This window comes from Nostoc sp. (assembly GCF_036917355.1).
Lineage (GTDB): Bacteria > Cyanobacteriota > Cyanobacteriia > Cyanobacteriales > Nostocaceae > Nostoc.
Genome location: NZ_JBALDP010000034.1, coordinates 102,264 through 116,155 on the forward strand (window position 1 = coordinate 102,264; position 13,892 = coordinate 116,155).

General features: G+C 42.7%; 12 protein-coding genes and 1 pseudogene. 7 read left to right on the forward strand and 6 right to left on the reverse strand.

Annotation, left to right across the window (positions count from 1 at the left end):
* Positions 1-112: 112 nt before the first annotated feature.
* Together V7K53_RS10050 and V7K53_RS10055 are read right to left on the reverse strand one after the other, a co-directional pair.
* Complete coding sequence (locus tag V7K53_RS10050) at positions 113-1,384, reverse strand: CheR family methyltransferase (RefSeq protein ID WP_335197370.1); 1,272 nt, start codon at positions 1,382-1,384, stop codon at positions 113-115.
* A gap of 21 nt (positions 1,385-1,405) precedes the next feature.
* Positions 1,406-1,882, reverse strand: coding sequence for a chemotaxis protein CheW (locus tag V7K53_RS10055; RefSeq protein ID WP_335197405.1), 477 nt, complete (start codon positions 1,880-1,882; stop codon positions 1,406-1,408).
* Positions 1,883-2,050: 168 nt separating this feature from the next.
* Between V7K53_RS10055 and V7K53_RS10060 the strand changes: the two are divergent.
* Positions 2,051-2,681, forward strand: a pseudogene (locus V7K53_RS10060) (Rpn family recombination-promoting nuclease/putative transposase).
* A 141-nt stretch (positions 2,682-2,822) separates the two neighbouring features.
* On the opposite strand, the gene asnS reads toward V7K53_RS10060, so the two are convergent.
* Together asnS and V7K53_RS10070 are read right to left on the reverse strand one after the other, a co-directional pair.
* The gene (asnS, locus tag V7K53_RS10065) at positions 2,823-4,214 is read right to left on the reverse strand and encodes an asparagine--tRNA ligase (protein ID WP_335197371.1); all 1,392 of its coding nucleotides are present in this window, start codon (positions 4,212-4,214) and stop codon (positions 2,823-2,825) included.
* A 2-nt stretch (positions 4,215-4,216) separates the two neighbouring features.
* Positions 4,217-4,579, reverse strand: coding sequence for a hypothetical protein (locus V7K53_RS10070; RefSeq protein ID WP_335197372.1), 363 nt, complete (start codon positions 4,577-4,579; stop codon positions 4,217-4,219).
* 44 nt (positions 4,580-4,623) lie between these two features.
* Here V7K53_RS10070 and V7K53_RS10075 point away from each other — a divergent pair, with 44 nt between their 5' ends.
* Positions 4,624-4,902, forward strand: coding sequence for a DUF6439 family protein (locus tag V7K53_RS10075; protein ID WP_292730277.1), 279 nt, complete (start codon positions 4,624-4,626; stop codon positions 4,900-4,902).
* A 40-nt stretch (positions 4,903-4,942) separates the two neighbouring features.
* On the opposite strand, the gene V7K53_RS10080 is transcribed toward V7K53_RS10075, so the two are convergent.
* Together V7K53_RS10080 and rlmD are read right to left on the reverse strand one after the other, a co-directional pair.
* Positions 4,943-5,392, reverse strand: a complete 450-nt coding sequence (locus tag V7K53_RS10080; protein ID WP_335197373.1) for an ATP-binding protein — start codon at positions 5,390-5,392, stop codon at positions 4,943-4,945.
* A gap of 391 nt (positions 5,393-5,783) precedes the next feature.
* Complete coding sequence (gene rlmD, locus V7K53_RS10085; RefSeq protein ID WP_335197374.1) at positions 5,784-7,190, reverse strand: 23S rRNA (uracil(1939)-C(5))-methyltransferase RlmD; 1,407 nt, start codon at positions 7,188-7,190, stop codon at positions 5,784-5,786.
* A 208-nt stretch (positions 7,191-7,398) separates the two neighbouring features.
* Between rlmD and V7K53_RS10090 the strand changes: the two genes are divergently transcribed.
* The 5 genes from V7K53_RS10090 (at position 7,399) to purF (ending at position 13,853) form a co-directional block, all read left to right on the forward strand.
* Complete coding sequence (locus tag V7K53_RS10090; RefSeq protein WP_094348587.1) at positions 7,399-7,884, forward strand: allophycocyanin subunit alpha-B; 486 nt, start codon at positions 7,399-7,401, stop codon at positions 7,882-7,884.
* Between the two features lie 926 nt (positions 7,885-8,810).
* Positions 8,811-9,125: a hypothetical protein gene (locus V7K53_RS10095; protein WP_335197375.1), complete on the forward strand. Its 315-nt coding sequence runs from the start codon at positions 8,811-8,813 to the stop codon at positions 9,123-9,125.
* A complete protein-coding gene (locus V7K53_RS10100) occupies positions 9,112-9,504 on the forward strand; it encodes a type II toxin-antitoxin system death-on-curing family toxin (RefSeq protein ID WP_335197376.1) in 393 nt (130 codons plus the stop codon). The genes V7K53_RS10095 and V7K53_RS10100 overlap by 14 nt, the downstream gene beginning before the upstream one ends.
* Positions 9,505-9,547: 43 nt before the next feature.
* Entirely contained in the window at positions 9,548-11,998 is a 2,451-nt protein-coding gene (purL, locus tag V7K53_RS10105) for a phosphoribosylformylglycinamidine synthase subunit PurL (RefSeq protein ID WP_335197377.1), read from the forward strand.
* A 355-nt stretch (positions 11,999-12,353) separates the two neighbouring features.
* A complete protein-coding gene (gene purF, locus V7K53_RS10110; protein WP_335197378.1) occupies positions 12,354-13,853 on the forward strand; it encodes an amidophosphoribosyltransferase in 1,500 nt (499 codons plus the stop codon).
* Positions 13,854-13,892: the final 39 nt, after the last annotated feature.

Consider the following 13,892-nt stretch of genomic DNA (forward strand, 5'->3'; position numbering starts at 1 on the left):
GATGTTAAAAGTCTTTTGAAACACTTGCAATTACTAGAGTTCCCAGATCGTAAACGAGATTAACAGTTTGCATATTCAATTTTGAAACAAATTATTAAGCGCTATCCTGATTTCACTTCTTCTTTAGTCGGTGAATTCGCTGCCAAAGGATATTTGCGCTACCATTATTTCCTTGATGTTCTCTGAGTAATGCTAAATGAATAAGTGCCTCTTCATGAGTAGGTTGCAGGTAGATTGCTTTTTGAAAAGATTGTTCCGCCTGCTCATTTTGTGCCATTGCTTGCTGTACCTGACCAAGTAGAAGATACGCTTCAATACTGACCTGATTTTGGTTCAGATAGTCGTTGCATAATTTAGCAGCTTCATTCAACTGACCTTGATTAGCTAAGTTTCTGGCTGTTTCTAACAAATTTATCTTCAGGTCTTTTGGTAATATGGGGTTTTGAGGAGGAAGATTCAATCTCCCTTGTGCGGCAAACTTGGAATGGTTTTTGTTCGGTAGTTGTCGCTTGTTGAGAACATCAATATTTTTGCTGCTAAAGTCTTGTTTCTGAAGATTGGGATGATGATTTTTGCGAACATTTTCGCACGTTGGGGACTTTCGATGAGCAACTACTGAATCTTGACGAACTGAAACAAATTGAGTTTTAAATAGTAACCAAGCTTCAGCATGTCCAACAAATAGAAAACCTTGCGGGTTTACCAACCTTTCTAGAATTCTAATAGTATGTACCTTGGTGGCACTATCAAAGTAAATCAGCAGGTTACGGCAAAAGACAATATCATAGGGCGGCGTACCCAATAAAAAATCGGTATCTACTAAGTTACCTTGCAGAAAATTCACCATACATTTTACCTGTTCGCATAGGTGGTATCCTGCCTCAGTTGCCTGAAAATAGCCTTCTTGAAAGGATCGGCTATTGCTACGAAACGAGTATTGATGGTAGATTGCTCGTTGCGCTTTTACCAGGCACTTGTTGCTAATATCAACAGCATCAATGTGAATGTTTGCAGGGTTCAATCCTGCTTCCAAAAGAGCGATCGCAATGGAATATGCTTCTTCACCTGTTGCACACGGTACACTCAAAACCCGCAGTATGCCCTGGGGATTTTTTGGCAACCACTCAGATAATACATAATGCTTCAGAAATGCAAAAGATTCTGGTTCTCGGAAAAACCAAGTTTCTGGAACAATTATGCTGTCAATCAGTGCTTCCCATTCTTGGCTAGATGCCTGTAACTTTCCCAGGTAGTTAGCAATATCTGTGATGCCACAATCTGCCATGCGTTGATAAATCACACTTGCGATCGCATCAGCACCAATAGAATTTGCATCTAAACCAATCTTGCTTTTTAGTAAAGCTTCAATAACAGATTGTGCCATTTATAGAGTCTTCAGACCAATCTAAAATCTAGTATTGTGATGAGTTTCTGGCAAGAGATTGACTTGCTGCGCTTCTGACAACAAGTACTCAATGCGAAGACACTGAATCATCCCTCGATCATCTACAATCATTTTGCCCAAATATGGCGCTGTATCTATCTGGATATTGGGATTAACAAATTCAGACTCAGACTTATGTAATGTTTCTACAACTTGTTCTGTCATCAAACCCAAAATATAGGGAGCCTTAAGTTCTGTATTATTACTCCCCCAATAATTGACTAATACAATCCTAGTACTCAAGTACTCACTGGAGGGTTTACCACGCATCAACTGACATAAATCAATTACTGGTACAATACGTCCGCGATAGTTAAAAACACCAGCGATATGCTCAGCCTGGTGGGGCAAAGTTTTGAGTATAACAAGTGGTATTACTTCTATAACCTGTCGGCTTTCTATGGCATATCGCTCATTTCCAATGTTGAGAAGTAACATTAACACTAATTTTCATCTCCAGTGCTAGCTTTTGTATTACTTGTAGACTATGCAAGACACCTATCATAGGATGTCTAGTAATAGTAGGTTGGGTTGACGCAAGGAAACCCAAGACTAACAAATTTAATTTTTATCAGCAATACATGATATCCATTTTTGAAAGCTGCCATGTATGACAATATCTGTAAATTCATTGCCGAAAACTTCAAAGATGACTTGGCAACTTGGTTACTAGGTTCACCGATTAAATTAACAGAACTTAGCCCTACTGAATTATCAAACGAACCAATTCGCGTTGAGAAAAACCAGTTCCGAATTAGTTAGTGAAAATACTTTTAGATTAAACAACACTTACCATCAGTTTGAAGTAATACGCCTGTGGGAACAACCAACAGAAAGGTTTTTGAGTATTCCAGGGCTATTACCCTTTGCCGTGCTAAGTCAGACAAACGATCCTACAATGGTATTAACCCAAGTAGCCAAAGCGGTTGAAGCGATTAGCGATCGCCAGCTACAAAGAAATATAGCTGCTGCCAGTGGCATTTTAGCAGGTCTGGTGCTAGGTAAAAATGTAATTAGCAAAATATTAAGGAGTGAGATTATGCGCGAATCAGTCATTTATCAACAAATCCTAGAAGAAGGCGAAGCTAAAGGTGAAGCCAAAGGTAAAGCGGAAACAACAAGAAAGTTGGCTTTAAATTTGTTGCGAATTGGAATGAGTTTAGAACAAATTGCTCAAGTTACTGAATTATCTCTTGAGCAAATTCAAGTTTTACAAGAGGAGATTCAAAATTCTTAATTTTAATTAATCGCTTTAGAAGATATATGGCTATACAAGTAAAACCCGCATTCGCGGGTTTTAAAGTTTTGATTAGTCCATCGAGACGGACTTGGTTTGTGTAGATGCGATTTATAATCGCCTGGTTTTCAAATTCTCAAACTAAAACTCAGCACTTTGTGGTGTACGCGGAAACGGAATCACATCACGAATATTTCCCATACCCGTTATAAATTGCACGAGTCGTTCAAAACCCAAACCAAAACCGGCGTGTGGAACAGTACCATAACGACGCAAATCCAAATACCACCACAAGTCTTCTGGGTTTAATCCTTGCGCTAATACACGACGTTCTAGAACTTCTAAGCGTTCTTCACGCTGGGAACCGCCGACAATTTCGCCAATTTTCGGTGCGAGAATATCCATTGCGCGGACGGTTTTTTCATCGTCGTTCAAGCGCATATAAAAAGCTTTGATTTGTGCTGGGTAATCTGTGACAATTACTGGCTTTTTAAACTGTTGTTCAGCCAAGTATCGTTCGTGTTCTGATTGTAAGTCTAAACCCCAACTCACTGGATATTCAAATTTAACATCAGCTTTTTCTAAAAGTTTGATGGCTTCTGTATAAGTTAAGCGTTCAAACTGATTATTAATTATATTTTCGGCTGTTGCCAACACAGATTTATCAATGCGTTCATTGAAAAACTCCATATCTTCTGGGCAAGTTTCCAATACATATTTAAAAATGTGCTTGAGAAACGCCTCAGCTAAATCCATATCGCCTTCTAGATCGCAAAAAGCCATTTCTGGCTCAACCATCCAAAATTCTGCTAGGTGGCGCGAGGTGTTGGAATTTTCTGCACGGAAGGTAGGGCCAAAGGTGTAGACGTTGCTAAATGCCATCGCCATCACTTCTGCTTCCAACTGGCCGCTAACTGTTAAATATGTGGGTTTAGCAAAAAAGTCTTGGCTGTAATCTACTGCTTGATTATCTGTGCGGGGAATATTCTTTAAATCTAAACTGGTAACGCTAAACAGTTCACCCGCGCCTTCGCAGTCGCTAGCGGTGATGATGGGTGTGTGTACCCACAAAAAGCCTCTTTGTTGGAAAAATTGGTGAATTGCTGTCGAACAAGCATTTCTGACGCGGAAAACTGCACTAAAGGAATTAGTGCGCGATCGCAAATGTCCAATGGTTCGCAGAAACTCAAAGGAATGGCGTTTCTTTTGCAGAGGATATGTATCGGGATCAGCTTCACCGTAAACTTTCACGGACTCGGCTTTCAACTCAATTCGCTGTCCTTTCCCCAGAGAAGCCACTAGTACCCCTGTCGCTTCGACAGCAGCACCCGTATTCAGTTTTTTCAATATAGCTTCATAATCTGGCAAATCCTGATTAATGACGACTTGCAAATTAGCTAGTGATGAGCCGTCATTGACTTCAATAAAAGCAAACCCTTTGGACTCGCGCTTCGTCCGCACCCAGCCTTGCACTTGGAGGGACTCATCAGGTTGGCCACTTCGCAATATTTCTGCAATCCGTCGATTTACCATATTTATCCAGCATAAGACTTTAATATCCAGCCTATGATAACGCCCATTCCACCAAAGCGGACTACTTGCCAGAAAGGTTTTTTGAGGCTACGCCAAGAAAATAACTGGCTTTCTAAGTTTAGTTCTAGCCTTTCCAACTGCTGTTGAATGTGCCGTAACTCTGCTTTGATTTCTGGTGTCTGAGATTTATTGTGCTTTAGTTGATCCCGGCGTTGTTGCCATTGTGCCTGTTGTTGGCGATCGCGTTGCACTTGATCGTAACGTTCTCTTAAGGATACGAGCGATCGCTCTACTTCCTCTAGTTCTTCTTCAAAATTTGGTTCGGGATTTTCTGCTGACGGCTGTGATTGTTTTGGCGGCTTCATTTACAAGTAGTAAAGTAGAAGTAAATGCAAATGTGCCAATAATTATGTCTCAATCTACTCAGCTGCCTAAAACCAGTCAACTGAATGAACTTAGTACTCTGGAACTAGCTCAAGCCCTCATGGAAAGGCTGACTATTTCCCCTAACGATTGGCATCGCCTCAAGTCTAACCGTAATTCCCGTGCTAATGAACAAGTGGCAGCAGCAATTGTATATCTTTTAAAGAATCAGCCAGAAGAAGCTCAAGCGAGATTACAACAGGCAGTTGGTTGGTTAGATCGCTCTATTTCTGCCCCTCCCTGTCCGACTCACGGGAAAAGTTAGGAGTTATGAATTATTATTCAACTCCTAACTCCTAACTACATCATCGCCGCAGAGATAATCCTCGGCGATTTTCCATTTGTTTACAAAGCCTCAATTCTGTGCCTTTGCGGTTCCACTCTACCTGATCAAAAATTTGATGCAGAAGACATAAACCACGACCATTTTCTGACTCATCTGGTGGAAGATAGTCTGTTGGTTCTTCATTAATAGTAGATGAAGGAGTAAAGCCACTACCTTGGTCTGATATTATCCACCAATATTGATTATCTATTACGGAAAAACGAACTAGGACTGTTTTACTAGGATCGAGATTATTACCATGTTTAGCCGCATTTACTAGGGCTTCTTGAAGTCCTAGCCGCAGTTCTGCTTGTAATCTTGCTGGAATTTCTGCCAACAATAAGTCTAAGATGGGACAAAGGTAGAGGGTTGAGGCAAAACTAATAGTGCCCCAATAACGTCCAACTGGACGGAGTGAAATAGTAATCACAAGAGAAACCCCATAGCTTTCAGTTAGCTAGACATCAGTTTGCTATTACAGTCACCCTGATAAAACTTGAGGTGGTCATGCTGCCTTCAAACTTGCGTCTTTAAAACTAAATTTTGAAAATGCTAGGGAGCATTGGCTCTATAACTATGAATTGGGATTGTTTAGGTATATATCGGCTGGAATAAGTTTGGTCATGAGATCAGCAAATTAAGAATATGCTGTTAATTCTAGATAGTATTGGCATACTCTAGTTAGTTACCGATTTATAATTTACGCAATCTTCTTCATGTTTTTAAGAACCCATGCAACTTGAATTTATTTAAACAAAATGAATTTTTATTTTTAGCTTAATTCAATTTTAGCATCTTTAGTATGCACTAGACTAAAATTTTCAAATTTCAGTTTTTTTGAAGGAATTACTACCCTTGTCAAAATGTGATAGCACAAGAAAGGCGGCAGCTTCAACATGAGCAGTTTGAGGGAAAAAATCAGCAGGTTGTACCCGTGTGATGGTATATTGCCCATCTTGACAAAGCAATTTCAGGTCGCGGGCGAGGGTAGCTACTTTACAGCTGACGTAAACGATCCAAGATGGTTTCAATTGCCGTAAAGTATCTATGACTGCGCGATCGCACCCCTTACGTGGTGGATCGAGTATTACTACTTCTGGTATTGTGCCCATTTGGGGAAGCAATTTCTCTACTGCCCCGACTTGGAATGTCACATTATCAATTCCGTTGCGGTGGGCATTCAAAATTGCTTGTTCTACTGCTGCTGATTGCACTTCTAATCCTGTAGCAATACGTACTTTTTTGGCGAGAGGCAAAGTTAAAGTCCCAATACCACAATAGGCATCAACTAGGAACTCATGCCCTTGAAGATTGAGTTCTGATTGAATTACTTGTAATAGTGCCTCTGCTGTTTCGGTATACACTTGGAAAAATGTATCTGGGCGTACTTGAAATTCCAGTCCAGCAAAATTTTCACGCAGGTGGGGTACTCCAGCGATGCAACGGGTTTCTGATCCAAAGATAGCATTTGTGCGATCGCTATTGCGATTGAGCGACACTCCCACTAACTGCGGATAGCGCTTTAACCATTCCTGGGCTTGGGTTTCAATTCCTGATAAATTCCAGTCTTTTACCACCAAAGTCAGCAACATTTCTCCAGTATGTCGGCCAATGCGTAAACCGAGATGGCGAATTTTTCCTTGGTGGCGCTGTTCGTCGTAAATTTGCCAACCTTGCCGTTGAATATCCTGCTTAACTTCGGCAAGTAAGGGATTTAATCGCGCATCTTGGACTGGACATTGATTTAAATTAATTAATTGGTGACTACCTTTTTGATAGTAACCAGCTTGTACTTGTCCTGTTGCTGATAGCGAGAGAGGATATGTAGATTTGTTACGGTAGCTGAGAGCAGAAGGGGCAGCAAGTACCGGATCTACTGGTGGTTGGATAAAACCGCCAATGCGTTCTAAAGCTTGGATAACTTGATTTTGCTTGGCTACTAGCTGGTAATCATAATTAATATGCTGCCACTGGCAACCACCGCACTTGTCAGCCACAATACAACTGGGCCGAATACGGTGGGGGGATGGTTCCAATAGCTCTTGGAGCTTACCGTGGGCGTATTTGGGTTTAACGTGTACTAAACGGACAATGGCGCGATCGCCTGGGACAGTATCTGGGACAAACACTACACGTTCATCAGCGCGCCCCACACCATCGCCTGTATCACTCAGGTTAGCGATCGTCACTTCAATTAATTCACCCTGTTGCCAAATTATTTTAGTCATTTGTCATTGGTCATTGGTCATTGGTCATTGGGATTAGGTGACAGGTGACAGGGAATAATCTGTACTCTGTAACCTGTTACTTATTCCATTCTTCAGTCCCCACTCCCCAAAATAGATAAATTCAATACATAAGTAGCTCCTATCCCTTCACTTGTGTACCTCCAACTCGCTAAACTAACAGATAATATTTCAGGTGATTTCAATAATCATGACTGTAATTAGCCAAGTTATTCTCAAAGCCGACGACGAACTGCGTTATCCCAGCAGTGGCGAACTTAAAAATATCAAAGACTTTTTGCAAACCGGCGTACAACGGACGCGGATTGCGGCTACCTTAGCCGAAAACGAAAAGAAGATAGTTCAAGAAGCAACCAAACAACTTTGGCAGAAGCGTCCTGACTTTATCTCCCCTGGAGGTAATGCTTACGGTGAACGCCAACGCTCTCTATGTATCCGTGATTTTGGCTGGTACTTACGCCTAATTACTTATGGTGTACTTGCCGGTGACAAAGAACCAATTGAAAAAATCGGTTTGATTGGTGTGCGGGAAATGTACAATTCATTGGGCGTTCCCGTGCCTGGAATGGTAGAAGCGATCAATTCCCTCAAAACAGCCTCCCTTAGCTTACTAAGTGCGGAAGACGCTGCCGAAGCAGCACCTTACTTTGATTACATCATTCAAGCGATGTCTTAATACAAAGTGTGTGCTGGTTCTAGGAATATACTTCCGGTCTACTAGAGTGAGTGCGAGGTATTAGCGCTCGATAGGCATAAAATCCCCAATTTGATCATACCTTCCCCACATTTGGTAGTGGCTGTGGCAAAATCTCTGTCAAGTTACCAACCAGTTGTGGGGAAATTTTATAGGTATGGGGCAAAACAGTTCCGTTAGAGGTAGTGGGGCGTTTAGCCTGTTCCGAGTTCCGAGCGAGTTCCGAGTTGAAATTTTCCCTACTCAGCACTCTTGAGGGGCATTGCTCAAAAGACAAAAACAATATAGATACAAAAAACCGACAGTCCTTGATTAAGGCTGTCGGCTATTAAGTGTGTTCCCTATTAATGACTCGGCTAGAGTTCAGTTGTCATTAATTATGCCTAGTTACCAATCGCTGGGAGACGATCCTAATCATCGATATGTGTGATTCTCGTCACTTGATTGTTACATCTAAACTGCATATACCCGAATAATCTCTGAGTGAGACTAGACTCACGTAAGTAAAGGAGCTAGAAATTTCACCAAGATTAAAAAATCAAGTTATCTTTAAAGACTAAAGCATTTTGTGTGCTAACGATCTTAATTTTGTCTACCTCATGGTCGGAATAATCCTATTGAGTGCATTTTGGGGTTGTACTACCCTTCCATCCAAGAAACAAGTTTGCTTGTAATAAAGGCTGTATAAGCATCTACTGTCAATATTTACCAAGATGGAAATACAAGTATTTAGTTAGAGTTTAAATTGAAGAGCGATCGCGCTTCAATCTACAGGAAGTAAAATTGCGTAGCTTGCCGCCGTAGGCATCGTGTTTTGCAACATAATGAGTAAATCACAATAGGGCGATAAGCTAGAGTTAGCAAGAAAACTGATTCATAACTGGCAATGAACCTAGCTTGGGGTAACGATGGCAACAGAACAAAAGCAAAGCACTTATTTATCAGAAGCCGAAAGCCGTTTGCGTCAACTTTCTATTGAAAAGTTGCGATTAGCAGTCGCGTTTCTGGCTTATTTGCAAGAAACAGAAGAAAACGAAGTTACTGAAAAAGTATTATTAAATATTCCTGATTTTGCCGAATATTTCCGTAAAATTGAACAAAATGAAGACAAATTAGAAAATACTGCCTCAAATCAGATTGCCTCAGATGAAGAAGTATGGCAGGCTTACTTAGCAGTTGAAAAAAAATGGGAAGAGGTATTCCTTCAGCTTGCAGACTCCTAAATTTCTCACTATTTCTCAGGTCTTAAATATTCACCAACGCCAAATTCAAAGATTTGGTGGAACATCAGGTGTTAAAGACGAAGGTTTGCTAGATTCAGCATTGGCACAACCTCAAGCTACTTTTGGCGGTGAACTTCTCCATCCAACAATTCACGAGCAAGCAACAGCGTACCTATACCATTTAGCAATGAACCATCCGTTTATTGATGGCAATAAGCGTACCGCTTTCGCTGTTATGCTTACTTTTTTGAGCTTAAATGGCTACACTCTCAACCTATCTCAAGAGCAAGCTTACAACTTGGTGATTCAAGTAGTTCAGAAAGAAATATCCAAAGAAGAATTATCTACATTTCTGGAACTGCACTTACAGCGCAAGTAAATCGATAGAATAATGCTCTGTCCCCCCAGAGTGCATTACTTCCATGACTGCAACCTCAAAACCAGCCTTTTCCCCCCAAGAAATTGCTGCTGAAGGTCTTAAACCAGAAGAATACGCAGAAATTGTCCGTCGGCTAGGCCGTCATCCTAATAAAGCTGAACTAGGAATGTTTGGCGTGATGTGGTCAGAGCATTGTTGTTATAAAAATTCTCGACCTTTACTCAAACAATTTCCCACCGATGGTCCCCGCATCCTGGTGGGGCCTGGTGAAAATGCTGGTGTTGTAGACTTGGGTGATGGACTCCAACTAGCTTTTAAGATTGAATCTCACAACCATCCCTCAGCGGTCGAACCCTTTCAAGGAGCGGCAACGGGAGTCGGAGGTATTCTCAGAGATATTTTCACAATGGGTGCGCGTCCCATTGCCCTATTAAACTCGTTACGCTTTGGTTCCTTAGAAGATCCCAAAACCCAACGACTGTTTAGCGGTGTGGTGGCAGGAATCTCTCATTATGGTAACTGTGTGGGAGTACCCACCGTTGGCGGCGAAGTCTACTTTGACTCTGCTTACTCTGGTAATCCTCTGGTGAACGTTATGGCATTGGGGTTGATGGAAACCTCAGAAATCGTCAAATCTGGAGCATCTGGCTTAGGCAACCCCGTGCTGTATGTTGGTTCCACCACTGGGCGCGACGGTATGGGAGGCGCGAGTTTTGCTAGTGCAGAATTGAGCGATCAATCCATAGACGATCGCCCTGCTGTACAAGTGGGCGATCCATTTTTGGAAAAGTCGTTAATTGAAGCTTGTTTGGAGGCGTTTAAGACGGGTGCAGTTGTCGCCGCCCAAGATATGGGAGCAGCGGGGATCACCTGTTCTACCTCAGAGATGGCGGCAAAAGGCGGTGTGGGAATTGAATTAGATTTAGATAAGATTCCCGTCAGAGAAATGGGGATGGTTCCTTACGAATATCTGCTTTCGGAATCTCAAGAGCGAATGCTGTTTGTTGCTCATAAAGGGCGCGAGCAAGAATTAATTGACATTTTCCATCGGTGGGGACTTCAAGCCGTTGTTGCCGGTACAGTCATCGCCGATCCGATTGTGCGAATTCTCTTTCACGGTGAAGTAGCAGCAGAAATTCCCGCTGAGGCTTTGGCGGAGAATACCCCACTATATAACCGGGAGTTATTGGCAGAAGCACCAGAATATGCGCGTCAAGCTTGGGAATGGACTGCTGATTCCCTACCTCCTTCTACAACTACTGGAATAGAACTCTCAGGAGGACTGCAAAGTTGGAATGATATTCTCTTAACTTTGCTCGATACACCCACGATCGCTTCTAAAAATTGGGTATATCGTCAGTATGACCATCAAGTACAAAATAATACAGTAATGCTGCCAGGTGGTGCAGATGCGGCTGTTATCCGTTTGCGCCCTCTGGAAGAGGATAGGGAGCGGGGGAGCGGGGGAGCAGAGGAGCAGAGAAAAATTCCCAATGTTCAACCCGGTGTTGCGGCGACGGTAGATTGCAATCCTCGTTATGTTTATCTTGACCCCTACGAAGGAGCTAAGGCAGTGGTGGCAGAGGCTGCACGCAATCTTAGCTGTGTGGGTGCTGAACCTCTGGCGGTGACAGATAACCTAAATTTTGGCTCTCCAGAAAAACCCATTGGTTACTGGCAATTGGCAGAAGCTTGTCGCGGTTTGGCGGAAGGTTGCCGAGAATTGGCGACACCAGTCACGGGCGGCAACGTCTCTTTGTACAATGAAACTCTTGATTCTCAAGGCATCCCACAACCCATTTATCCCACTCCTGTTGTCGGTATGGTGGGCTTGATTCCCGATATCACCAAAATTTGTGGTCAAGGTTGGCAAGCATCCGGCGATGTGATTTATCTTCTGGGATTGCCTCTGGCATCCCAAATTAATTTGGGAGCATCTGAGTATTTAGCCACTATCCACAATACTGTTGCCGGAAAACCACCACGGGTAGATTTTGACTTGGAACGCCGCGTCCAGAAAGTTTGTCGTGAAGGAATTCGTAATGGTTGGGTACGTTCAGCTCACGATTCTGCTGAGGGAGGAGTGGCGATCGCACTAGCCGAATCTTGTCTTGCTGGCAATCTTGGTGCCGAAATCAATTTAGAAATAGCGCCTACACAGTTAAACCACGGCAGTTGCTCCACTTGGGGAGACCCCAAGATTGCACTGCCTCGCCTTGACGAGGTGTTGTTTGCCGAAGGTGGTGCCAGAATTTTAGTTTCTGTAGCATCAGCACAACAAGAAATTTGGGAATCATATTTACAGGAACATCTGGGTCAAGAGTGGCAAAAACTGGGTGTAGTTAGTAATTTTGAGACGGGTTTGGGGGTTTTCACCACTGATAACCAAACCTTAATCAAAGTTAGTATCGAAGATATGAACGATCGCTATTCCCATGCGATCGCCAAACGTCTCGCCATCCATACCACTACCCCTGAAGAAGTTAGGAGTTGAAAGTGAGGAGTTAGGAATAAAAAGCATAACTCCTAATTCCTCACTCTTTTATTAGCGTCTCTGAGCAAATTTACGGTACTGTTTTAATGGATGGTTAAAGATTTGTTAAGAACTCCCCATCCATCTACATAATCCCAGTGACTGACTACCAATTTTAGATTTTGGATTAGGGGCATTGCTTCTAGTTCATACCTTGCTCTTACTGGGCAAAAAAATCTAAAATCGCCATTCTTAAATTCCAAGCCGCATCCTTACTACGGTGCGATCAATCCAAAATCGTCAATCGTTCGACTGAGCGTAGCCGAAGTCTCAAATCCAAAATTGATTGACCCCCCCCACTAGGAGCAAAGCTAGCATGATTTCTATTCATTCTGTCACTTCGGATGAATACCCCGACCAGACCAACAACCCAATCAATAGTCATGAAAATCAACCTGACAAGCCAGAAGAAGCTTGTGGTGTTTTTGGCATCTACGCCCCAGGAGAAAACGTTGCTAAACTGACCTACTTTGGATTGTATGCCCTTCAGCATCGGGGTCAAGAATCAGCTGGCATTACCACCTTTGAGGGTACACAAGTACATCTCCACAAAGACATGGGCTTGGTGTCTCAAGTCTTCAATGAATCTGTCTTGGATCAATTGCCCGGTAGTCTTGCTGTTGGTCACACTCGTTATTCCACCACAGGTTCTAGCCGCAAAGTTAATGCCCAACCCGCAGTACTAGAAACCCGTTTAGGTTCAATAGCTCTTGCACACAATGGTAATTTAGTCAATACTGTGCAACTTCGTCAAGAGTTGCTTGAGAATAAATGTAACTTAGTCACAACAACAGACTCAGAAATGATCGCTTTTGCGATCGCAGAAGCCATAGATACGGGAGCTGATTGGCTAGAAGGTGCAATTAAGGCATTTCAACGTTGCCAAGGAGCCTTTAGTTTAGTTATTGGCACTCCCGTCGGCGTTATGGGTGTCCGTGACCCTAATGGAATCCGCCCCTTAGTAATCGGCACTTTGGCTGGTAATCCAGTCCGTTACGTTTTGGCTTCCGAGACTTGTGGTTTAGACATCATTGGAGCCGAATACCTGCGAGACGTAGAACCAGGTGAATTAGTTTGGATTACTGAAGAAGGTTTAGCTTCTTATCATTGGAGTCAAAAATCTGAGCGGAAATTGTGTATCTTTGAAATGATTTACTTTGCCCGCCCTGATAGCGTTATGCACAACGAGAGTTTGTACAGCTATCGAATGCGATTAGGACACCAGCTAGCTAAAGAATCTTTTGTAGATGCCGATATTGTTTTTGGTGTTCCTGATTCTGGTATACCTGCTGCTATTGGATTTTCCCAAGCGTCTGGTGTCGCTTACGGCGAAGGACTGATTAAAAATCGCTATGTTGGGCGAACCTTCATTCAACCAACCCAAACCATGCGGGAATCGGGTCTGCGGATGAAACTTAACCCTCTCAAAGATGTGCTGGTAGGTAAACGAGTAATTATTGTAGACGACTCGATTGTAAGGGGTACTACCAGCCGTAAATTAGTCAAAACTTTGCGTGATGCAGGTGCAATAGAGGTACACATGCGAATTTCGTCTCCGCCTGTAACTCATCCCTGCTTCTATGGCATCGATACCGATTCTCAAGATCAGCTAATTGCTGCTACCAAGTCAGTAGCAGAAATTGCCAAGCAACTGGAAGTAGACAGCCTCGCCTATCTGAGTTGGGAAGGAATGCTAGAAGCGACACGAGAAGACACCAATAGTTTCTGCTCTGCCTGCTTCACTGGAGATTACCCCGTCACCATTCCTGAGCAAGTCAAACGTTCTAAGCTGATCTTAGAAAAAGTAGTGGTATAAAAACTGGGGGATTAGGGAGATGAGGAGGAAGAGTTAAAA

Excerpts from the sequence above, each read along its gene's own strand:
- rlmD (WP_335197374.1), bottom strand. The coding sequence starts at position 7,190 with ATGACTAAAATAATTTGGCAACAGGGTGAATTAATTGAAGTGACGATC.
- V7K53_RS10070 (WP_335197372.1), bottom strand. The coding sequence starts at position 4,579 with ATGAAGCCGCCAAAACAATCACAGCCGTCAGCAGAAAATCCCGAACCA.
- purL (WP_335197377.1), top strand. The coding sequence starts at position 9,548 with ATGACTGCAACCTCAAAACCAGCCTTTTCCCCCCAAGAAATTGCTGCT.
- V7K53_RS10090 (WP_094348587.1), top strand. The coding sequence starts at position 7,399 with ATGACTGTAATTAGCCAAGTTATTCTCAAAGCCGACGACGAACTGCGT.
- purF (WP_335197378.1), top strand. The coding sequence starts at position 12,354 with ATGATTTCTATTCATTCTGTCACTTCGGATGAATACCCCGACCAGACC.
- V7K53_RS10075 (WP_292730277.1), top strand. The coding sequence starts at position 4,624 with ATGTCTCAATCTACTCAGCTGCCTAAAACCAGTCAACTGAATGAACTT.
- asnS (WP_335197371.1), bottom strand. The coding sequence starts at position 4,214 with ATGGTAAATCGACGGATTGCAGAAATATTGCGAAGTGGCCAACCTGAT.
- V7K53_RS10055 (WP_335197405.1), bottom strand. The coding sequence starts at position 1,882 with ATGTTACTTCTCAACATTGGAAATGAGCGATATGCCATAGAAAGCCGA.
- V7K53_RS10050 (WP_335197370.1), bottom strand. The coding sequence starts at position 1,384 with ATGGCACAATCTGTTATTGAAGCTTTACTAAAAAGCAAGATTGGTTTA.
- V7K53_RS10095 (WP_335197375.1), top strand. The coding sequence starts at position 8,811 with ATGGCAACAGAACAAAAGCAAAGCACTTATTTATCAGAAGCCGAAAGC.